Source organism: Streptomyces adustus, from assembly GCF_009377175.1.
GTDB lineage: Bacteria > Actinomycetota > Actinomycetes > Streptomycetales > Streptomycetaceae > Streptomyces > Streptomyces adustus.
Genome location: NZ_VJZD01000001.1, coordinates 99,056 through 117,749 on the forward strand (window position 1 = coordinate 99,056; position 18,694 = coordinate 117,749).

Here is an 18,694-nt window from a genome sequence, read left to right on the forward strand (position 1 = left end):
ACAGATTGACCATATTTCCGTGACTCTTGGATGTATCGCCCACATACGCCGACGGCGCCCGTCCCTGACAGCCCGCCAGGCCGCCAGCACCGTGTGAGCGTTGGGCGACATCGCCCCGCCACCGCGCCGCACGATCCCGAAACGGAGCAGGCCGTCACCCGAAAGTGGGTAACGGCCCTCCGCCCCGGGTCGTGCTCCGTCAGGCCTCGGCCGATGGATCACTACCCCTCATCGGCGTGTCCGGCACCCCGTCAGCGGACCCGAATGAAGACGACGTCGTACGCCGCTGTTCGTGCTGCGGTTCTTGATGTAGACGCCCGAACCCGAACCGGTTGTGGGGTTGCTGGTGTTGCCTTCCACGGCGGTGAAGCTCGCCCCGCCGCTGACCGACCGCACGATGCCGATGTGCTCGTTGCCGCCGGTGAAGTCGCTGCCGCCGTCCCAGTCGTAGGCCACGATGTCGCCCGGCTGCGGATCGGTCGTCACCGAGAGGTGGTAGTTGCCCGCCCGCGCCTGCTTGACCCAGTGGTCGACGTAGGTGTGACGGTAGGACGTGGCGCCCGTCTGCTGGGCCACCCAGCTCACGAAGGTCGCGCACCAGGCGTAGTTGCTGGTGGACAGCGAGACGCCCACGGCCTGGCCGTAACTGTTCGCCCGGGCACTGCCCGCGACCGTGCCGACCTCGGCCTCGGCCACATCGAGCATCTTGCTGTACCCGCCGCCGGGCGGGGTCGACGACGGCGGGGTCACCGCGCCGTACAGGGCGGCCTTGGTGTTCGGCCCCACCTTGCCGTCGACCGACAGACCCTTCTCGACCTGGAAGTCGCGCACCGCGCTGGCGGTCATCGGCCCGAAGTCGCCGTCCACGGCGAGGTCGGCCCCGTGGTGGTTGAGCAGACTCTGCAACTCGGTGACGCAGCCGCTCTTCTGGCCCTGCACGATCTCGCTCGGGCACGAGGCGGAGGTCAGGACGATCGGCGCCGGTGCGCCGGTGCCGCCGCCACCGCCGATGTTGGAGTACAGCGCGGCCTTGGTGGCGGGTCCGACGCGGCCGTCGGCCGTCAGGCCGTTCGCGGACTGGAAGGCCTGCACGGCCGCCAGGGTCTGGGGGCCGAACCCGCCGTCGATGTCGACGGACTGCCCCTTGCCGTTGAGCAGGGCCTGAAGGGTCGCGACGCAGCCGCCGCTCTCCCCCTCCACGATCTCCGACGGACAGGCCGCGGACCGCAGGTCCACACCGGTCGGCGGCAGTTCGTCGGTGCTGTAGAGCGCGGCCTTGGTGTTCGTCCCGACCGACCCGTCGGCCGTCAGGCCGTGCGCGGTCTGGAAGCTGCGGACCGCGGTGGCCGTCCCCGCCCCGAAATCACCGTCCGCCTCGACCGCGTAGCCATGGTGGCGGAGCAGGCGCTGGAGCTCGGTGACGCAGCCGCTCTTCTGGCCCTGGACGATGTCCGCAGGGCACGAGGCGGAGTTCAGGTTGATGGGCGCGGGCGCCGTACCCGCCGTCGTGTACAGCTTGCTCTTGGTCTGGGGGCCCACCCGGCCGTCCACGGCGATCGCGGTGGCGGCCTGGTACTCACGCACCGCGTACAGCGTGTTCAGCCCGAACTCGCCGTCCACCGTCAGGCCGGCACCGTGGGCGTTGAGCAGGTTCTGCAACTCCGTGACGCAGCCGCTCACCTGGCCCTGCACGATCTCGGCGGGACAGGACGAGGAGGTCAGCTTGATCGCCGTGGGCGCGGCCACCGCCGGACCGGCACCGAACAGGGTGGCCGCCGAAAGGACCGCCGCTGCGGCGAGGAAAGCCCCGATTCTGCCGCGATTCCGGACACGGGATGTATCAGCAGGTAAAAACACTGTGCTTCTCATGGATGCGAAATATCCCCTTCAATGCCTTCAATGGGTCCACGGATTGTCGATGGCGCCGGATTTGCCGTTCATGACAGATTCCCCACGCCGACAAACACGGTGGTCGAGGCCGTCGAATTTCATGATCGAATCTCTATTCCGCGCACGACGGTGACAGCTCGCCCCCATGCGCACAATGCCTCACGGCACAAGTGGCCGAATTTCGCTGCCGCCGACTTCCCGCGCGGATACGGGAAATCGGCAGCCCCAGGAAGCAGGCGTGCGATGTGCTCAGTCGATGGGCACGGATATCTGCCGCTTCAGGATCTTTCCGCTGGGGCCGGTCGGCAGGGCGTCCACGATCCGGATGTGGCGGGGGTACTTGTAGGCGGCCACGCGTTCCTTGACGAACTCGCGCAGTTCGTCGGCCGTGGCGCTCGCCCGCGGGCGCAGGACCACGGCGGCGGCGATCTCCTCGCCGAGCCGCTCGTGCGGCACGCCGACCACCGCGGCCAGGCCGACGGCGGGGTGCTCGTGCAGGACCTCCTCGATCTCGCGAGGGTAGACGTTGTAGCCGCCGCGGATGATGAGGTCCTTCTTGCGGTCGACGACGAAGAGGTAGCCGTCCTCGTCGCGGCGGGCGAGATCGCCGGTGCGCAGCCAGCCGTCGGGGACGGTCGCGGCGGTCTCCTCGGGGCGGTTCCAGTAGCCCTTCATCACGTTCGGCCCGCGTACGGAGAGTTCACCGACGGCTCCGGGCGCGACATCCCGGCCGTCGTCGTCGAGGAGGCGCACTTCCACGTCACGTATGGGAGTGCCGATGGAGCCGGGTTTGCGGGGGCGGTCGCTGTGGTTGAAGGTGACGACGGGGCTGGTCTCGGACATGCCGAAGCCTTCGAGGATCACGCAGCCGAAGCGCCGTTCGAAGCCGTGCAGGACTTCGACCGGCAGCGAGGCTCCGCCGGAGACGCACAGACGCAGGGAGGAGACGTCCAGCTCGGCGGCGGCCGGATGCTGGAGGAGTGCCGCGTACATGGTGGGCACGCCCTCGAAGACGGTCGCCCGGTGGCGGGCGATGGCGTCGAGCACGGTCTGCGGGTCGAAGCGGGGGACGAGGATCAGCGCGGCGCCCGCGTGGACGGCGGCGGTGAGGGTGCAGACCTGGCCGAAGATGTGGAACAGCGGCAGACAGCCGACGACGATGTCCTCGGGGGTGAGCGACTCGACGTCCACGGCGGTGACTTCGGTGTTGTGGCGCAGTCCGGCGTGGGTGAGCGAGGCTCCCTTGGGGCGGCCGGTGGTGCCGGACGTGTAGAGCAGTACGGCGATGTCGTCGCCGGCCACGCTCGCGATCTCGTGCACCGGGGGCGACCCGGCGAGCATTCCGGCGAAGACGGTGGGTTCGACGGCCAGTCGGCGCACACCGGCGCCGGCCGCTCCCTGTGCGCCCTCGCCGGGGGCCTGATGCCATTCGCACAGCAGCACGGCACCGGAGTCGCGCAGGTGGTATTCGGTCTCGCGTTCCTTGAGCAGCGGGTTGAGCGGGACGACGATGGCACCGGCGCGCAGGATGCCGTAGTAGAGGACGACGAACTCCGGCACGTTGGGCAGCATGAGTGCGACCCGGTCGCCGGGGCGCACGCCCTCGGCGCACAGCAGCGCGGCCGCACGCGCGCTGAGCTCGTCCAACTCGGCGTACGAGACGGCTGTGTTCGACACTCGCAGCGCGGTGTGCTCGGGGTACCGGCGTGCCGTGTGCGCCAGGAACTCCGCCAGATTGGACATGTTGCCTCCTTGTATCGGGCGCCCTCACCGGCCGTGCCGGTCGAGTGCCGCCTGCACTCCGTCGAGGAAGACTTCCAGCGCACCCGGGTAGGCGCTGGTGCTCATGGTCCGCGCCAGGGTGGGCGCGGATTCGGCGATGCGGGGATAACGGTCGGAGGGCAGGGAGGCATACGTCCCCTGCCAGGCCGCGCGATCGGCCGCGCCGGCTTCCGTGGGGAGCGCGTGGGCGGCCGCGTCGATGGCGGCGAAGCCCAGCGTGAAGTCGATGAACCGGTGGTAGTAACGGGCCGCGTCCTGCGGTCCGAAGCCTGCGTCGCGCAGGATACCCAGACCGATCTCGACCCCTCGCATCTCGTTGGGACGGCGGGTGACACGGGAGGCCGCCAGCACCGCGACATGGGGATGGGCGGTGTACGTGCGGTGCAGGTCCGTCCCGATGCCGCGCAGGTCGGCGCGCCAGTCGCCGGTGATCCGCACGTCCTTGAGGCTCATCCCGATCAGTTCGTCCGCGACCGCGAGGACGAGATCGTCGGTGCTGCGGAAGTAGCGGTAGAGCGCGGAGGGGTCGGCCCCCAGCGCCAACCCCAGCCGTCGCACGCTCAGCGCGTCGTTGCCGGGCTGCCCCAGCAGGCGGATCGCCGTCTGCACGATCAGCTCCTGGCTGAGCACGGTGCCCGTCCGCGTCGTACGGCGCCGCCGTCCGGCCGCGAGCCGGTCGGTGGGGGCCGTGTCGTCCCTGTCGTCGAAGGTGCTCACCGGGCTCCGATCTCCGAGGGGCGTGCGGCAGGACCTGGTCCGACCCTCCTGTGGGCTCTTATGACAACGTGATTGACGTTAAAAGTCCAGAGCGGTGCGGCACGGTCTCGTCTCCGGGCGACGGCGTGGTTTGACGACGAGCACGCTGGTTACCTCGGCACCGTCAGGCATGCTGCGGCCGTGATCGACGAGCGCCGCCGCCCGCAAGCGTTGGAGGAGGCACGTCGTCAATGGACCGGCCGACCCGACCCACGCCTGTCCGTGGCATGTCCGCGGGCGTGCTCTTCCCCCTCGTGACCGTGGCCGCGGCCCACATCGGACCGGCCGCCACCTGGCTCCCCGGCCTGCGGCGCCGGTTCTTCCCCGGACTGGCCGGCCTCGGACGCCCGAACCACATCGCCCTGACCTTCGACGACGGACCCGACCCCGCCTCCACCCCGTGTTTCCTGGAGGCCCTGGACGAGCTCGGTGTGCGCGCCACCTTCTTCCTGCTCGGCGAGAGCGCGGTGCGGTATCCGGAACTCGTCCGCGAGATGGCCGAGCGCGGCCACGAGCTCGCCGTCCACGGCTGGAGGCACGACCGCCCCTGGCTGCCGGCGCCCGCCCGCGACCGACGCGAGGTCATGCTCGCCGCGGAGGCGTTGTACGGGCTCACAGGGCAACGCCCGCGCTGGTACCGCCCGCCGTTCGGGATCCTGACGTCCGGACGCTGGGCTGCCGCGCGCCGGGCGGGTCTGAGGACGGTGCTGTGGACCGCCTGGGGGAAGGACTGGACCCACGACGCCACTCCCGTCACGGTACGGGCGCAGGTCGGAGCCGGTCTTCGGGCCGGGGGCACGGTCCTCCTGCACGATTCCGACCGCGTCGCGGCGCCGGACTGCTGGCGCTCCACCCTGGCGGCGCTCCCGGACATCGTGAACGGCTGTCGCACGGCGGGGCTGACGGTGGGACCGCTTGCCGAGCACTCCCCGGTGGGACGCAGCGCCCGTGCCGTCACCGGGGCCTCGGGCAGGGGCTCGGGCTGACCGGGCGACCGTCCGGTCACTCGGCCCCCGACAGCGACTCAGGACGACCAAGCGGCCGTGCCGTCACCAGGCCCCCGACAGCAGCCCAGGACGACCAAGCGACCGTGCCGTCACCAAACCCCGACAGCAGCCCAGGACGACCAAGCGACCGTACCGTCACCAAACCCCGACAGCAGCCCAGGACGACCGAGCGACCGTGCCGTCACCGGGCTTCCGGCAGCGGCTCAGGGTGACCGTTTCGGAACCGGCCGGGCGAGCACTCGCGTGAGCACGTCGTCCCGGAACACCGCCCGCCCCGCCGCGATGCGCCGAGCCCGCTCCGGGCCCGGCGCGGTCAGACGGTCGAGCGACCCGAGCAGGCCGGTCGCGTCGGCCGCGAAGTCGCACAGCCCGAGGGCGGCCATCCGTCGTACCCCGTCGACCCCGTGCCCGGGCAGCGGCCGGTACCCGACCACGGGCACACCGGCCGCCAAGGCCTGCACCGCGGTCTGCCCGGCCGCGTTGTCCACCAGCGCGGCGCAGGCGCGCAGCAGCTGGGGCATGTCCGTCACCCAGCCGGGCGCGAGCACACCCGGTGTACCGGACAGGGCCCGCCGCAACCGCTCGTTGCGTCCGCTGAGCACGACCGGCAGGAAGCCTCGCCCGGCGAGCAGCCGAGCCGTGTCGAGCAGGTGCGAGCCCACCCCCCAGGCGCCGCCCGACACCAGCACCGCGGGACGCCCGGGCCCACGGCTTTCCAGGCGTCCGCGCCAGGTACTCGCCCCTGCCTCTTCTCCGCCCTCGAAGAAGCGCGGGTCCACCACCGGGCCGACCGTCTCCGCCGGTGCGCCCAGCCATCGGCGCACCTGACGGGCGCCGTCGTCCGAGACGCACAGATGGAGATCGTTGCCGGGATGCAGCCACTGCCGGTGCACCGCGAAGTCGACGATCAGCACGGTGCTGGGCACGCGCAGCACGCCGGCGGCCCGCAGCTGTCCCGTCAGCTGTGCCGCCAGATGGAAGACCGGCACCACCACGTCGGGTCGCGACCGGCGCACGGACGTCATGAAGGCGTCGGCGGCAAGCCGGGCCAAGGGGGTGCCGGTCGGGCGACGACCGGCGCCGAGTCTGAAGAACAGTTCGTAGATGCCCCCGTAGGCCCATGGGGCGCCTCGGACGCAGGCCTCGTAGAACCCGCGCAGTCCCGTCCCCAGTCCGCGGGGCAGCAGGGCGAGCACGTCGACGACCCGCGCTTCCTTCCCCTCGGCCCGGAGACGACGGGCCACCTCGGCCGCCACACTGTCGTGCCCGGCCCCCATGCCCGCGCTGACCAGCAGCACCCGTTCGGCTTCCGGCGCCAAGGCCGCCTCATGGCGAGCGGACGGGTGAACAGCCATGGATCCTCTGAGATCGGCCGCGCCGGGCTTCGGTGCCGTCGGCGGGCGTCAGGCTCGGCCCGGCACCCGCACGAGTACCGGCATTTCATTCTCGCCCCCCGGCGAGGCCGCGGCCAGTCCGGCGATGCTCACGCCAAGTCACGGCACTGCAAGTCCTGCGGGGCTGCTCCCGCCCTCGCCGGGGCGATCGCCGAGGTCACGAGCCTGCTCGCGCCCGGCGGCACCCGTCGCCGACCGCCGCTCGACCGTCCGTGAAGTCCGCTTTGTCCACGCCGGTGTGCCAAGGTGTTAAGGACGCCCATGAGCTGGAGCGGCGGCAGCGGAGGCCGGGATGCCCTCGCATCGGCTCCGAGGAGGCACGGCCACAGGTTCTTCCTGTCCACCAGTGCAGCGAGGTCCGCTCATGTCCCACGCCCCTTACCACGCAGACAGGGCAGCCCCGGTTGTGCCCACGGCCGGCTCGGCCCCGGCAGCGCACACGCGCACCCCGAACAGGGCGACCCGATTCCGCGGTTCGGCCCTCGTGACCGGCGCCTCTTCCGGTATCGGTGCGGCCGTCGCCCGCCGGCTGGCCGCCGAGGGCGGCTGGCACATGGTCCTCAACGGACGCGACCCCACCCGGCTGAACCGGGTGGCCGCACAGGTGTCGGCCGCGGCGTTCCCCGCGGACCTCACCCGCCCGCACACCGACCGGCGCCTGTGCGACTTCGTCCTCGACCAGGTCGGCAGGCCCGACCTGCTGGTGGCCTGTGCCGGTGTGGGCTGGGCGGGAGACTTCACGGCCATGCCCGCTTCCGCCATCGAGGAGGTCGTCGCCGTGGACCTGCTCTCCACCCTCCATGTCGTACGGCAGTTCGTCCCCCACATGACGGAGGCGGACTCCGGACGCATCGTGCTGATCGGCTCCGTGGCGGGGAGCGTCGCCGTACGCGAAGAAGCCGTGTACTCCGCGGTCAAGGCCGCGCTCGGCGTCTTCGCCGACGCCTTGCGGTACGAACTGCGCGCCACCGGCGTGGGCGTCACCCATGTGATCCCCGGTGTGGTGGACACTCCGTTCTTCGCCCGCCGCGGGGTGCCCTATCTGCGGTCCCATCCCCGCCCGGTGGCCCCGGAGCGGGTGGCCGACGCCGTCTGGAGCGCCGTACGACGCGGCCGCGACGAGGTGTACGTGCCGGGCTGGCTCCGGCTGCCCGCCCGGGTGCGGGGCGGGGCGCCGGGGCTGTACCGGTGCCTCGCCACCAGATTCGGATGAGGAGCCCGTGGGAGCGCTCACGGTCGTCCTCGCCCTGCTCGCGGCGCTGTGCAACGCCTCGGCCTCGGTCCTGCAACGCCGCGCCGCCGCCGAGGAGTCCGACAGCCGAGCCGGCGCGCGGCACGCCGTGCGCTGGCTGACGCGCGTGCTGCAACGGCCGCACTGGCTCGCGGGCTTCGGGCTGCTGATCCTGTCCACGGTGTTCCAGGCCTGGGCGCTGGCCGTGGGCAGCCTGTCCGTGGTCCAACCGCTGTTGGCCAGTGAGCTCCTGTTCACCCTGGTGGTGGGCAGCATGGTGTTCCACCGCCGCCCCGATCCGCGTACGTGGTTCGCGTTCGTCTCGCTCGGCGTCGGGCTGGCCCTCTTCCTCACCGCGGCCTCCCCTTCCGTCGGCCTCGGGACGGCGTCCGACAGTTCCTGGCTCATGGCCGGGAGCGTCGTGCTCGCCGCGGTGGTGGCCCTGGTGCTGGCGAGCCGCCCGACCCGGGGCGCCCTGCGGGCGGCGCTGCTCGGCCTGGCCGCCGCGATGTCGTTCGCGATGACCGCCGCGCTGATCAAGGAAGTCGTGGGACGCCGGGACCAAGGATGGGCAGGCGTGTTCGCCCACTGGTCGCTGTGGGGGACGGCCGTCGTCGGGTTGCTCAGTTTCGTACTGCTCCAGGCCGCCTTCCGGGCCGGATCGCTGACGGCGTCGCAGCCCGCCCTCACTCTCGGCGACGCCATCACGAGTGTCGCCCTGGGATGGGCGCTGTTCGCGGAACACATCGGACTCGGTGTGCGCCTCGTACCCGAGATCATCGGCATCGTGCTCATCGGCGCGGGCAGCCTCGGCCTGTCGGGCGCGCCCTCCGTACACGCCACCTGGGACACCCTCCCCCACAGCACCCCGGATTCCGACCCGGGGCAGCGCCACCAGCCGACCTGACGACCCTGGTCGATCGACGTGCCACCCCCCGATCGACACAGACCGTGGTCTACTGCCGATCACAGCACCGATCGACGAGAAGCAGAGGTCATGACCACTCACTGCTGCGAGGCGATGTCCAGCCACGTGAACGCAGGGTGCGACCAGCACGACGACCCCTTCGACTGCCCGGACGCGCTGGTGCATTTCAGCGCCAAGTTCCAGGAGTACGGGCTGATCGTCCATGACGGCGGCACGGCCGGCATCACGATCGACTTCTGCCCCTGGTGCGGACGACGCCTCCCCGCCTCGCAGCGGGACCGGTGGTTCGACGAACTGGAGCGCCGCGGGATCGATCCCTGGGAGGACGAGGTGCCCGTCGAGTTCCAGGACGACCGCTGGCTCGCCTCCCCGCAGCAGGAATAGCGGCCGACCAACCGGTGTCCGCGGGCGGATCAGCCGGATCAGGTGGACTCGGCCGGGGTGGCCCTTGCTGGTTCGTGCTCCGGGTGAGCGGGCTCGCGCAGGGTGGTGGAGAGCAGCACGGCCAGCACCGGAACGGTGGCGAGCACCATGAGCGCGCCCCGTGGGCCGTAGTGGGTGGCGACGATGCCCAGCAGCGGCATGAACAGTCCGCCGGCGCTCACCGCGAGGCCGAGGGTGACACCGGCCGCGGTCCCGGGACGGCTGGGCAGGTAGTCCTGACCGAGCTTGATGAGCACCGCGAACGGGATGTTCGAGACCAGCCCCACCAGCAACGCCAGCGGCAGCGCCAGGTACTTGTCGTCGCACACCAGCATGAGCCACAGGGCGGGCAGCATGGCCGCGTTCCCGATCTGCACGGTGCGCACCATGCCGACCCGGTCGGCCAGCCGGCCGCCGAGCAGCGTGCCGAGCACACCGCCCCCGAGCTCCAGCGTCAGCGCCGTACCGCCCAGCCCGCTGCTCGCCTCCAGATGGCGGATCCAGTACAGCGAGATGAACGTGTTCAGCCCGGTCGAGATCGTGGACCGCACGACCTCGACCGCGGTCAGGGCCGCGAACCGCCACGGCCGGTCCGCGCCCTGCCGCTGCACCTTCTTGTCCGCCGTGCCCGCCGTGCGCTGGTGATGGCGCAGCAGGACGAAGCCCATGAGCACGGCAGGGGGGATGAACAGCGCCGTCGCACCGACCCCGAGGTTGTCCAGGGCCGGGGTCACCAGCGCCGGGCCCACGAAGAAGCCCACGCTGCCGCCCGCGGCGAAGTAGCTCATCGCGGTGGCGCTGCCTCCGGCCGCGCGGCGCGCGTCCCGCCCCGCGGGCGGATGGAACATCGCGATACCGACACCGGCCATCAGCAGCAGCGCGAACACCAGCGGATAGGAGGGCGCGAGCCCCGACAGGCCGGCCCCGATCCCCGCGAGGCTGATCCCGAGCGGCGACATCCAGCGCAGCCGGTACCGGTCGGCGAGCAGCCCGATCGGCACCTGCGGCAACGCGCTGCCCAGGGTGGCGGCAAGAGCCAGCCCGGAGGCCTGGACATAGCTGAAATCGCGTTGCAGCACGAAGTAGGGGACGGCGGCGGGCACCAGTCCCTGGTAGAAGTCGTCGACCGCATGGGCGCCGGCCCAGATCCGCATCCGGCGCCAGTGCCCCTGCTCCGGCCGGTCACCGACGTCACGCGCCGTGCTTGTTTCCTGTGTCGCTGTCACGGCTCCACGATGCTCAACGGCACCCCAGGCGCGCTTCCCGTAATCTGCCTACCCATGTCGAAGATCCGCCACATGCCGGTCGCGCCCACCAAGACCGAGGCCCACGGCGGCGGCGACACGATCGACCGGCACCGCCACGACGACCACCAGCTCATCTACGTCAGCTCCGGGGTCCTCGCCATCTCCACGGAACACGGGTCCTGGATCGCCTCCAACGACCGAGCCCTGTGGATCCCGGCGAACATCTGGCACGAACACCGCTTCTACGGCCGGAGCCGCTTCCACGCCATCGGCTTCCCCGCCCGGGGCACGACCGCCCTGCTCGACACCGAACGCCCCACGGTCATCGCCGTCGACGCCCTCGTACGCGAACTCCTCATCGCGCTCACCGGCACCGATCTCACGCAGACCGAGAGCCGCCACCTGGAAGCGGTGCTGCGCGACCGGCTGCGCCGCGTCACGGCCCAGCCGGTCGCCCTGCCGTCCGCCCGTGACCGACGGCTGGCCGACGTCTGCCGTCTGATCGAGGAGAACCTGCGCCACCCCTACACGCTCGCCCAGCTCGCCGACCAGGTGCACGCGGGTGAACGCACCCTCTCGCGCCTGTTCCGCGACGAATTCGGCATGACCTTCCCCCAGTGGCGCACTCGCGCCCGGATCCTCAACGCGATGGTCAGGCTCGCCGAGGGCGCCTCCGTCACCGACACCGCGCACGCCTGCGGGTGGGCCACGACCAGTGCGTTCGTCCACGCCTTCGCCCAGACCATGGGCACGACCCCCGGCTCCTATCGCGCAGGCGTCCACGCCGCACCGGCAGCACCCCCCGACACCACCGCATGACAGCCCCGTCGGCCCTCTCGACAGGGGTCCGTAACCGACGCCTGTGACCTTGCGGCGAACCTGTCCTTGATCGGTAACAGGACCTCGTGGCTTGTGAGTTGGGGGCGATCCCCGATGCAGAATCGGTCCGCCGCCGATGCGACGGCGGCCCTGCACCACCGACCACAGGGGGACCTCATGAACGCCGCTGCCCGCAAGAATCCCAGGAGCCGCACCAGTCGGCAGTCCTACGCCCTGGGCGCCGCGGCGGTCGCCGCGCTCCTGGCGACCACGGCGTGCCAGTCCGGCTCGCACGACACCGCGGACGCGTCCAAGTCCTCCGCCCGACCCGGCGCGTCCGCCACCGCGACATCGAGTGCGACGAGTACGACGACGTCCGGCGCGACGGCATCGGATACGGCGACGTCGGGGGCGAAGACCTCGGCGCGGCCCAGCGGCGGCAGCGACGAGAGCGAACAGGGCGGGAACACCGGCACAACCACCGGCGGCGACAGCTCCAGCGTCCCCCTGTGCACGTTGCAGGACCTCTCGGTCTCCGCCACGAACTACGACGCGAAGGGCGAGCCGGTTCGCCACCTCCTCCTCGTCGTCACCAACACCGGCCGCAAGAAGTGCGACATCCAGGGCGCCCCCGAGGTCACGCTCGGCAACGCCAAGGCACCGGCGCCGGCCAGGAAGGAGACCGATCCCGGCGAGGTGCTCACCCTCGCTCCGGGCGGGAAGGCGTACGCCGGCCTGTTCGCCACCGGCGGCCACCGGGACACCTACGACGTGCGGTCCATGACCCTCGGCCTCGGCAGCGCCGGCGGCGAGAGCGAGCCGGGCAAGCCGGTCGGCGTACGCATGCCCGTCGCCTCCTTCCTGGCCGACGACGGCCAGTGGGTCACGTACTGGGCGGGTACCGAGGGCCTCGCCATGCGTCCCGTCACCCAGTCCTGACGAAGCACCCGCACCCGGCCCGGACCGTCCGTCCGGGCCGGCCCCGGCGCCTCGACCGCACCTCCCCGGATCCCGCGCCTACCCCGGAAGCTCCGTACGCTCCCACCACTCGTACACGGGCAGCCTGCCGTGCTCGGTGCTCTGCTGACGCGTCGTGACCCTGAAGTGCTCGTATCCCCCGTTGAACGGGACCTTGACGTCGAGCCCCGACTCGGGAACCGAGACGATCCGTTCCGTGAGACCGTCGGGGCCGCCCTCGAGAACTGCTTTCGTGGTATCGGTCATGATCAGATTTTGTCCACAGGCCGGACCGGCTCGTCCCGCGACGCGCCGAGGCGCCCGCGGTCCGCCGTCGAATCCTGGTCGCCGCCCCTGATACCGAAAATCGGATGCGTCATCCGGGTCCCGGCATGCAAAGCTGTGCATTCCACTGCCAGATCCCAGGAGGTCCCCGTGACTGCAGAGTCTCCATCCCGAGAAGGCGCGGAGCCGGCCGACACCGAATCTCCTGACCTGGCGCCCGACGAGGGCGGTCAGGACGACCTCAAGCGCAAGTTCCGTGAGGCGCTGGCGCGCAAGCGCGCCCAGCAGGGGGACGCCGCCGAACTCGCCGCGAACAGCGGGGCGTCGAAGGTACGCGGCGCGCACGGCCCGGCAGCGAGCCAGCGCTCGTTCCGGCGCAAGAGCGGCGGCTGAGCTCCACCGTTTCTTGGGACACGTTTTACGTGACTCATGCAACTGCGGCGTGGGCACTCGCTGTCTGACCGGAAGACGGGCCCGTGCGGGCCGAAGCGAGAGAGAGCGGGGCAGGTCGTGCGACGGCGTAAGAGCGGCATAGGTATCGCACTCGTCACGGCTGCCGTGCTGGTGGGCACGAGTGCCTGCGGCGGTGGCGGGGGCGGCAGCGACAAGGCCGGCGGGGACGACGCGAAGGCGTCGGGCACCCCGAGCGCGAGTGCCAGCGCGTCACCGACGAAGCCCGCGGGTCCGCCCATGCTGCTGGAGACGATCACCCCGCAGACGGGCGCCACGGTCGGTGTGGCCATGCCGATCTCGGTGATCTTCACGAACCCGGTGGCGGCGAAGGCCCGGGCCACGGTGGAGAAGCACATGCAGGTGAGCGCCTCGCAGCCGGTGGTCGGCGCCTGGCACTGGTTCGGCGACCAGCGCGCCGACTGGCGGCCGCAGACGTACTGGCCTTCGGGTACGAAGGTGAAGGTCGACGTCGACATGAAGGGCGTCAGCAACGGCAACGGCCGCTACGGCGTACGCAGCTACACGCACTCCTTCACCATCGGCGACGACGTCCGCGCGGACGTCTCGGTGACCGGCCACACCATGAAGGTGACCCGGAACAGCAAGCCGGTGCGCACCCTGTCGATCAACGCGGGCAGCGCCCAGTACCCGACGTGGAACGGCACGATGGCCGTCATCGACAAGCAGGAGAAGGTCCACATGACCTCCTGCAGTGTCCACATCAGCTGCGACAAGGGCAGCTCCAACTACTACGACCTGACGCTGCCCTGGGACGTCCACCTGACCCAGTCCGGTACGTACGTGCACTACTCGACCGGCGACCCCAACCCGGGCAGCGGCAGCGCTCGCGGCTCGCACGGATGCGTCCACCTGTCCCTGTCGGACGCCAAATGGTTCTACGGCCAGGTCAAGCAGGGCGACCCGATCACCATCACCGGCTCGCCCCGCGCCAAGGCCTCGGCCGACAACGGCTACGCCTCCTTCAACCTGCCGTGGGACCAGTGGCTCGTGGGCAGCGCGTCCGGGCAGCAGACGACCGCCACGTTGTAGGACCCCTCGACGACGGCGGGGCACGACGGACGCAGCTGCGCTGTGCTTCCTGATCGTTCGTGCCCCGGCCGCCGCCGTGTCACGGCTGGTCGCGGTCCGCGCGCAGGTCGAGGCCCATGGGGTTGTCGAGCGGGATGTCGCCCTCCCGCAGCACGGCGTGGGTCAGGGGGCGCAGCAGCCGCAGGAGTTCGTCGGTCTCCCCGGCGTCGAGCGCGTCGTAGGCGGTCGCCGCCAGCCGGTCGGTGCGGGCCTCGACCTCGGTGATGAGCTGGTGTCCGTGCCGGGACAGCCGCCCGTCCTCGATCAGCCCTCTCCCGGTCAGCGTGTCGCGTATCGAGGTCCACTCGGTCTCGTCGAAGTCGCGTGCCACCGTGTAGACCTCGGGCGGGATCCCCCGTGCGGTGGCTTGCAGGACGTGCGACTCGCGGCCGCCGATCCCGGCGGCGGCCAGCGCCGCGACATGGCCGTCGCCGCGATGCTCCCGCAGGAGCGTCGCGGCCTGCCACAGCCGGGCGAGGGGTTCCTCGGGTACCGGCAGAGAGCGGTTGGCCGCGAAGAGCACCCGGCCTTCGAGCGGGGCCGACCGGGCCGCACGCATCGCGAGCTGTGCCGCCCGGGCCACCTCCGCGCTGTCGGCCGCGGGCCCGAACGCCCGGCCGAGTGCGCGCACGGACCCCTGTAGCCGCGCGTGCAGAGCCTTGTCCGGCGGGGCGAAGTTCCACGCCGCGGGCAGGGCCCGGCTCACCCGCTCGTGGGTGAAGTTGTAGAACAGCGCGTGCACGATGTCGGCGCCCGCCCGGCCCAGCGGGGCGGCCCGGCCGGCGAAGTAGCCCATCCAGTAGCCGCGGTAGCCGATCGACCTGAACTCTTCCAGCGGCTCCGGGGCGAAGTACACGACGGCGTGGATCGGTTCGAGCAGCCGCCACAGCTCACGGGCGGCCTGGGTCCGGTCCGGCGTCGAATCCGGCGTTGTCATGTCACTGTTCTACGTCATGTCACTGTTCTACGCCTCAACGGCGTTCAGCCGGAACAATTGCTTCGAGCGGTCTGCTCGGCCGCTACGACGATCAGCGGGCACCGCGGGCCGGGGCCGAGGCCGCCGCCCAGGTTCGCGCCTTCGGCGGCGCGGCGCGGGCGGCCCTTCCAGGACACCCGCGCCCGCCGCTGAGCGAGAAAGCCACCTCATGCGCGGGGCGGCTACCAATAATGCCGGCGGCCGCCGACGGCGTGACCGGCCGATCCCATAATCCAGAACACGGCGCCCACGACGAGGAGAATGATCCCGAGCGTCCACAGGATCGAAATTCCCGTCAGGAAACCGATGGCGAGCAGAATGATGCCGACGACAAGCATGGCGTCCTCCATTTCGCTTGATGTCGCACTACAGGGGTAGGTGGTGATGACGGCCCGCGATCTGTTCGGCCGCAGCTCAAAGGAGCATTTCCATGATTCTCATCCTTGGCCTCGTCATTCTGGTTCTGGCCGTCATCGTCGGACTGGCGGGAGTTTTCGGCAATATCGGTGCCGGACACGCTCTCGGAGCCGGCGGCGACTTCTCGATTTTCGGCTACCACGCGACTTCGTCGACCGGGTCCCTCTTTCTGAGCGGAATAATCGTGGGTGCCGTGGGTTTCCTGGGCCTGGCCCTGGTCCTGGTCGGCGCCCGCCGTTCGGCCCGTCACTCCTCGCGCACCGGGCGAGTACCCCGTATGTCCCGTCGTAAGACCTCCGATGTCGACCACCGGGCAGCGCCCGGCTGATCGCGGCCGGGGCACACCCACTCCCGCGGAACGCGTCAAGGGCCGGGGGGCGTTGCGGTGTGGTCCGGGTGGCCCGGGGTGCGGCGGATCGTCTTGAAGTGGGCTTCCAGGAGGTGGTCGCGCCCCTCGGCCAGGTCCTCGACGATCTGACGTTCCATCGCGGCGAAAGGCCGGTAATAGGTGGAGTTGTAGGCCTCGACGATCTGGAAGGTCCAGCATCCCGGGATCACGTTCCGGCCGACGAGTTCCCGCTCGACCTGTACGGCCTGCTCCTCGTGACCCGCCTCGCGCAGGAGCCCGACCGCGTAGTCGAGTTCGAAGTCCGCCGTCCCGGTCAGCTGATGGAACCCGTAGAGGTGGCCCCGGGCCCGCTCCGTGGTCTCCAGCGCCTTCGACAGCGCGCCCAGGGCGCGTACCGTCTTCTCGTCGACACCGTGGGGCACCTGGTGGGCCTCGTCCAGCTCGCGATCGTTCTCCATGGTGATCCTCTGCCCGCAAGGCACCCCGCCCAGCGGTCGACTGCGCCGTGCGGCCTACTCCGGGCTCACCCTCCGACTGCGACGGGTCCTCCTGGCCACGGCCCATCGTCGGCCCCCGCAGCCGGGGGTGACGCACGGACAGGCACGGACTTCACCACCCGCTTCCCCGGAGTGGCGGGCCACCACTCCGCCGTCGCGTGCGGTTCCGATTCCGCGGTGACCGGTACGGAGCGCATATCGGGGGTACCCGCCGGACAGCCGGGACGGAAGAGCGACCGCTGTCCCGGTTCCGGATTCGATCCGATGCGCGTGACGCGGTGAATGCGGGACCGACGAGGTCCGGGGGGACGCAGGACCCGCCGCGCGCGACGTACGAGCCAAGAAGGGTTCGGCAGAAGCCTTTTCCGCCGTCCCCCATTGACCGGAGGAGTTGTTTTTCGCGTGACTGAGCATGTGTGGAACTACCAGCCGACCGCCGGCCGTCTGGCGGGTGCGGACCTGACGGGCTACAAGGTCGAGGCGACCGACGGGAGCATCGGGAAGGTCGACAAGCACTCCGACGAGGTGGGTGACGCCTACCTGGTCGTCGACACCGGCGTATGGATCTTCGGCAAGGAGGTCCTGCTGCCGGCGAGCACCGTGGTCAGCATCGACCCCGACGACGAGAAGGTCCTGGTCGACCTCACCAAGGAGCAGATCAAGAACGCTCCCGAGTTCCACCGGGACAAGCACCTCGGCGACCCCGGGTACCGGGACGAACTGGGCGCGTACTACAGCACCCCGTACGGTGGCCCCTTCGCCTGACCTGGCCACGCACCGCTCTGGTCCCGGCGCCTCTCGGGGTGCCGGGACCAGGCACGTCCGGGGGCACGGCTTCTCAGGTGACCGTGCAGGGCAAGCGAAGCCGCGGCTGTCCGCCTAAGGTCGCCTGAGGGAGCAGGCCGACGTACCGCCCTGCCTCTTCCCGGCCGGGCGACTTCACCCCACACCGGCCGGGATCTCTCCCGGGCCGACGCTCACGCGTGGGCCACGACCTCGCCGGCCATGACCCGGGGAGGGTTGGGGAGCAGCGCCGCGAGGTGGTCCCGCACGAAGTCCGCGGCCCTCGCATTCGACGCGTCGGCCCCGGACCGGTCCTGGTAGACGCTGGTCGAGACCATCACTCCGTCCCCGGCATCGATCCAGTAGTAGGCCACGAAGCCGGGGACCTGGCGCAGGAGCGGCACGAACCCCTCGTTCACCAGACGTGCGGCCTCGGCCGGATCGGCCACCCCTTCGTACCGCCGGACTGCTGCGTACATCGCCAAACTCCTCACGGCGTCACGGGTTCGTCCTCTGCCTGGACCTCGTACCCCCACGACCGCCGGCCGGGCTCCCGAGGCGTCCGGCAATCACCCGAAGGGCCGCCTCGGACGATCCGAACGGCGGCTGTCGCCGCCCCCTTGCTCCACCTATCGAGATTCGATAGATTCCCATCGTAACTCGATTGAAGGATGGGTCATGGGAAAGCTGACCGTGCAGGCGCTGCGCGCCGTGCTCGTGGTGGTGCTCGCCGGCACCGTGCTCGTACAGGCAGGGATGGTGTGGGTGCTGGTCAGCGGGAGCGACCCGGAGGACGGGTCGATACCGCTGACCGCATTTCGCGTGATCACGATCCTGGGGATGGTGTCGGCCCAGGTCGCCCTGGTCAGCGTCTGGCGGCTGGTGGCGATGGTGCGACGCGGAACCGTCTTCTCCCACGCCGCCTTCCGGTACGTGGACGCCGTGATCGGCGCGATCGTGGCGGCCGCCCTCCTGTGGTTCGCGGTCACGGCCGTCAACGCGCCGGGCCAGCGGGAGGACCCTGGGGTCACCGTCATCATGGGCGGGATCGGCCTGGCCATCCTGGGGGTCGCACTCATCGTGCTCGTGCTGCGGATGCTGCTCGCCCAGGCCGTGGCACGCGACGTCGAAGCGGCAGAGATGCAGGCCGAGTTGGACGAGGTGATCTGATGCCGATCGCCGTCGACATCGACGTGATGCTGGCCCGGCGGAAGATGTCCGTGGGCGAGCTCGCGGACCGGGTGGGGATCACACCCGCCAACCTGGCGGTGCTCAAGAACGGCCGCGCCAAGGCGGTGCGTTTCGCGACCCTCGCCGCGCTCTGCGACGTGCTCGAGTGCCAGCCTGGTGACCTGCTGCGCTGGGAGGCCGAGGACGCCGAGGACGCACAGGCGGGATGAGGCGGCCGATG

Annotated in this window: 22 protein-coding genes; 12 read left to right on the forward strand and 10 right to left on the reverse strand. The window is 70.9% G+C overall.

Annotated elements, in window-relative coordinates:
• Nucleotides 1-228 precede the first annotated feature (228 nt).
• The 3 genes from FNH09_RS00430 to FNH09_RS00440 all read right to left on the reverse strand — a co-directional run bounded on the left by FNH09_RS00430 (nucleotide 229) and on the right by FNH09_RS00440 (nucleotide 4,389).
• Nucleotides 229-1,746, reverse strand: coding sequence for a peptidoglycan-binding protein (locus FNH09_RS00430; RefSeq protein ID WP_338017408.1), 1,518 nt, complete (start codon nucleotides 1,744-1,746; stop codon nucleotides 229-231).
• 393 nt (nucleotides 1,747-2,139) lie between these two features.
• Entirely contained in the window at nucleotides 2,140-3,633 is a 1,494-nt protein-coding gene (locus FNH09_RS00435; protein WP_152883844.1) for a long-chain-fatty-acid--CoA ligase, read from the reverse strand.
• Between the two features lie 24 nt (nucleotides 3,634-3,657).
• Nucleotides 3,658-4,389 (reverse strand): TetR/AcrR family transcriptional regulator, encoded by a 732-nt coding sequence (locus FNH09_RS00440; RefSeq protein ID WP_338017409.1) that lies wholly within the window; start codon nucleotides 4,387-4,389, stop codon nucleotides 3,658-3,660.
• A 266-nt stretch (nucleotides 4,390-4,655) separates the two neighbouring features.
• Between FNH09_RS00440 and FNH09_RS00445 the strand changes: the two genes are divergently transcribed.
• The gene (locus FNH09_RS00445; RefSeq protein ID WP_152883847.1) at nucleotides 4,656-5,414 is read left to right on the forward strand and encodes a polysaccharide deacetylase family protein; all 759 of its coding nucleotides are present in this window, start codon (nucleotides 4,656-4,658) and stop codon (nucleotides 5,412-5,414) included.
• A 224-nt stretch (nucleotides 5,415-5,638) separates the two neighbouring features.
• On the opposite strand, the gene FNH09_RS00450 is transcribed toward FNH09_RS00445, so the two are convergent.
• Nucleotides 5,639-6,790, reverse strand: a complete 1,152-nt coding sequence (locus tag FNH09_RS00450) for an MGDG synthase family glycosyltransferase (protein ID WP_420802726.1) — start codon at nucleotides 6,788-6,790, stop codon at nucleotides 5,639-5,641.
• A 403-nt stretch (nucleotides 6,791-7,193) separates the two neighbouring features.
• On the opposite strand from FNH09_RS00450, the gene FNH09_RS00455 reads away from it, so the two are divergent.
• The 3 genes from FNH09_RS00455 (at nucleotide 7,194) to FNH09_RS00465 (ending at nucleotide 9,372) form a co-directional block, all read left to right on the forward strand.
• Nucleotides 7,194-8,042 (forward strand): SDR family NAD(P)-dependent oxidoreductase, encoded by an 849-nt coding sequence (locus FNH09_RS00455; RefSeq protein ID WP_152883849.1) that lies wholly within the window; start codon nucleotides 7,194-7,196, stop codon nucleotides 8,040-8,042.
• 7 nt (nucleotides 8,043-8,049) lie between these two features.
• A complete protein-coding gene (locus tag FNH09_RS00460) occupies nucleotides 8,050-8,967 on the forward strand; it encodes a DMT family transporter (RefSeq protein ID WP_162467911.1) in 918 nt (305 codons plus the stop codon).
• A gap of 90 nt (nucleotides 8,968-9,057) precedes the next feature.
• A complete protein-coding gene (locus FNH09_RS00465; protein WP_152883851.1) occupies nucleotides 9,058-9,372 on the forward strand; it encodes a DUF6980 family protein in 315 nt (104 codons plus the stop codon).
• Nucleotides 9,373-9,410: 38 nt separating this feature from the next.
• Here the strand turns inward: FNH09_RS00465 and FNH09_RS00470 are convergent, their stop codons facing one another.
• Complete coding sequence (locus tag FNH09_RS00470; RefSeq protein WP_375974914.1) at nucleotides 9,411-10,637, reverse strand: MFS transporter; 1,227 nt, start codon at nucleotides 10,635-10,637, stop codon at nucleotides 9,411-9,413.
• Between the two features lie 54 nt (nucleotides 10,638-10,691).
• On the opposite strand from FNH09_RS00470, the gene FNH09_RS00475 reads away from it, so the two are divergent.
• Both FNH09_RS00475 and FNH09_RS00480 read left to right on the forward strand, forming a co-directional pair.
• Entirely contained in the window at nucleotides 10,692-11,477 is a 786-nt protein-coding gene (locus FNH09_RS00475; RefSeq protein ID WP_152883854.1) for an AraC family transcriptional regulator, read from the forward strand.
• A gap of 177 nt (nucleotides 11,478-11,654) precedes the next feature.
• Nucleotides 11,655-12,416 carry a DUF4232 domain-containing protein gene (locus tag FNH09_RS00480; RefSeq protein WP_162467912.1) on the forward strand — a complete coding sequence of 254 codons (762 nt, stop codon included), beginning with the start codon at nucleotides 11,655-11,657 and terminating at the stop codon, nucleotides 12,414-12,416.
• Nucleotides 12,417-12,494: 78 nt separating this feature from the next.
• Here FNH09_RS00480 and FNH09_RS00485 read toward each other — a convergent pair whose 3' ends face one another.
• Nucleotides 12,495-12,701: a DUF5988 family protein gene (locus FNH09_RS00485; protein ID WP_152883859.1), complete on the reverse strand. Its 207-nt coding sequence runs from the start codon at nucleotides 12,699-12,701 to the stop codon at nucleotides 12,495-12,497.
• A gap of 168 nt (nucleotides 12,702-12,869) precedes the next feature.
• Here FNH09_RS00485 and FNH09_RS48010 point away from each other — a divergent pair, with 168 nt between their 5' ends.
• Both FNH09_RS48010 and FNH09_RS00495 read left to right on the forward strand, forming a co-directional pair.
• Nucleotides 12,870-13,112 carry a DUF5302 family protein gene (locus tag FNH09_RS48010; RefSeq protein WP_162467913.1) on the forward strand — a complete coding sequence of 81 codons (243 nt, stop codon included), beginning with the start codon at nucleotides 12,870-12,872 and terminating at the stop codon, nucleotides 13,110-13,112.
• Between the two features lie 117 nt (nucleotides 13,113-13,229).
• Nucleotides 13,230-14,222, forward strand: a complete 993-nt coding sequence (locus FNH09_RS00495; RefSeq protein WP_338017410.1) for a L,D-transpeptidase — start codon at nucleotides 13,230-13,232, stop codon at nucleotides 14,220-14,222.
• Between the two features lie 79 nt (nucleotides 14,223-14,301).
• On the opposite strand, the gene FNH09_RS00500 is transcribed toward FNH09_RS00495, so the two are convergent.
• Nucleotides 14,302-15,198, reverse strand: coding sequence for an SCO6745 family protein (locus FNH09_RS00500; protein ID WP_152883863.1), 897 nt, complete (start codon nucleotides 15,196-15,198; stop codon nucleotides 14,302-14,304).
• Nucleotides 15,199-15,419: 221 nt separating this feature from the next.
• Nucleotides 15,420-15,575 (reverse strand): DUF6131 family protein, encoded by a 156-nt coding sequence (locus FNH09_RS46955; RefSeq protein WP_162467914.1) that lies wholly within the window; start codon nucleotides 15,573-15,575, stop codon nucleotides 15,420-15,422.
• Nucleotides 15,576-15,667: 92 nt separating this feature from the next.
• On the opposite strand from FNH09_RS46955, the gene FNH09_RS00505 reads away from it, so the two are divergent.
• Nucleotides 15,668-15,982: a hypothetical protein gene (locus FNH09_RS00505; RefSeq protein ID WP_152883865.1), complete on the forward strand. Its 315-nt coding sequence runs from the start codon at nucleotides 15,668-15,670 to the stop codon at nucleotides 15,980-15,982.
• Nucleotides 15,983-16,017: 35 nt separating this feature from the next.
• Here the strand turns inward: FNH09_RS00505 and FNH09_RS00510 are convergent, their stop codons facing one another.
• On the reverse strand, nucleotides 16,018-16,461 hold the full coding sequence (locus FNH09_RS00510) for a hypothetical protein (RefSeq protein ID WP_152883867.1): 444 nt from the start codon (nucleotides 16,459-16,461) through the stop codon (nucleotides 16,018-16,020).
• A gap of 441 nt (nucleotides 16,462-16,902) precedes the next feature.
• Between FNH09_RS00510 and FNH09_RS00515 the strand changes: the two genes are divergently transcribed.
• Entirely contained in the window at nucleotides 16,903-17,265 is a 363-nt protein-coding gene (locus FNH09_RS00515; protein WP_162467915.1) for a YlmC/YmxH family sporulation protein, read from the forward strand.
• A gap of 212 nt (nucleotides 17,266-17,477) precedes the next feature.
• Here FNH09_RS00515 and FNH09_RS00520 read toward each other — a convergent pair whose 3' ends face one another.
• Nucleotides 17,478-17,762 (reverse strand): hypothetical protein, encoded by a 285-nt coding sequence (locus tag FNH09_RS00520; RefSeq protein ID WP_152883872.1) that lies wholly within the window; start codon nucleotides 17,760-17,762, stop codon nucleotides 17,478-17,480.
• Nucleotides 17,763-17,961: 199 nt separating this feature from the next.
• On the opposite strand from FNH09_RS00520, the gene FNH09_RS00525 reads away from it, so the two are divergent.
• Both FNH09_RS00525 and FNH09_RS00530 read left to right on the forward strand, forming a co-directional pair.
• Nucleotides 17,962-18,453 (forward strand): DUF2975 domain-containing protein, encoded by a 492-nt coding sequence (locus tag FNH09_RS00525; RefSeq protein ID WP_152883874.1) that lies wholly within the window; start codon nucleotides 17,962-17,964, stop codon nucleotides 18,451-18,453.
• Nucleotides 18,453-18,683 (forward strand): helix-turn-helix domain-containing protein, encoded by a 231-nt coding sequence (locus FNH09_RS00530; RefSeq protein WP_152883877.1) that lies wholly within the window; start codon nucleotides 18,453-18,455, stop codon nucleotides 18,681-18,683. Before FNH09_RS00525 ends, FNH09_RS00530 begins: the two co-directional genes overlap by 1 nt.
• Nucleotides 18,684-18,694 lie beyond the last annotated feature (11 nt).

Coding starts and splice junctions, on each gene's coding strand:
- FNH09_RS00435 (WP_152883844.1), bottom strand. CDS start 3,633: ATGTCCAATCTGGCGGAGTTCCTGGCGCACACGGCACGCCGGTACCCC.
- FNH09_RS00445 (WP_152883847.1), top strand. CDS start 4,656: ATGTCCGCGGGCGTGCTCTTCCCCCTCGTGACCGTGGCCGCGGCCCAC.
- FNH09_RS00455 (WP_152883849.1), top strand. CDS start 7,194: ATGTCCCACGCCCCTTACCACGCAGACAGGGCAGCCCCGGTTGTGCCC.
- FNH09_RS00510 (WP_152883867.1), bottom strand. CDS start 16,461: ATGGAGAACGATCGCGAGCTGGACGAGGCCCACCAGGTGCCCCACGGT.
- FNH09_RS00480 (WP_162467912.1), top strand. CDS start 11,655: ATGAACGCCGCTGCCCGCAAGAATCCCAGGAGCCGCACCAGTCGGCAG.
- FNH09_RS00520 (WP_152883872.1), bottom strand. CDS start 17,762: ATGTACGCAGCAGTCCGGCGGTACGAAGGGGTGGCCGATCCGGCCGAG.
- FNH09_RS00525 (WP_152883874.1), top strand. CDS start 17,962: ATGGGAAAGCTGACCGTGCAGGCGCTGCGCGCCGTGCTCGTGGTGGTG.
- FNH09_RS00530 (WP_152883877.1), top strand. CDS start 18,453: ATGCCGATCGCCGTCGACATCGACGTGATGCTGGCCCGGCGGAAGATG.
- FNH09_RS00485 (WP_152883859.1), bottom strand. CDS start 12,701: ATGACCGATACCACGAAAGCAGTTCTCGAGGGCGGCCCCGACGGTCTC.
- FNH09_RS46955 (WP_162467914.1), bottom strand. CDS start 15,575: ATGCTTGTCGTCGGCATCATTCTGCTCGCCATCGGTTTCCTGACGGGA.
- FNH09_RS00475 (WP_152883854.1), top strand. CDS start 10,692: ATGTCGAAGATCCGCCACATGCCGGTCGCGCCCACCAAGACCGAGGCC.
- FNH09_RS00505 (WP_152883865.1), top strand. CDS start 15,668: ATGATTCTCATCCTTGGCCTCGTCATTCTGGTTCTGGCCGTCATCGTC.
- FNH09_RS00500 (WP_152883863.1), bottom strand. CDS start 15,198: ATGACAACGCCGGATTCGACGCCGGACCGGACCCAGGCCGCCCGTGAG.
- FNH09_RS00465 (WP_152883851.1), top strand. CDS start 9,058: ATGACCACTCACTGCTGCGAGGCGATGTCCAGCCACGTGAACGCAGGG.
- FNH09_RS00450 (WP_420802726.1), bottom strand. CDS start 6,790: ATGGCTGTTCACCCGTCCGCTCGCCATGAGGCGGCCTTGGCGCCGGAA.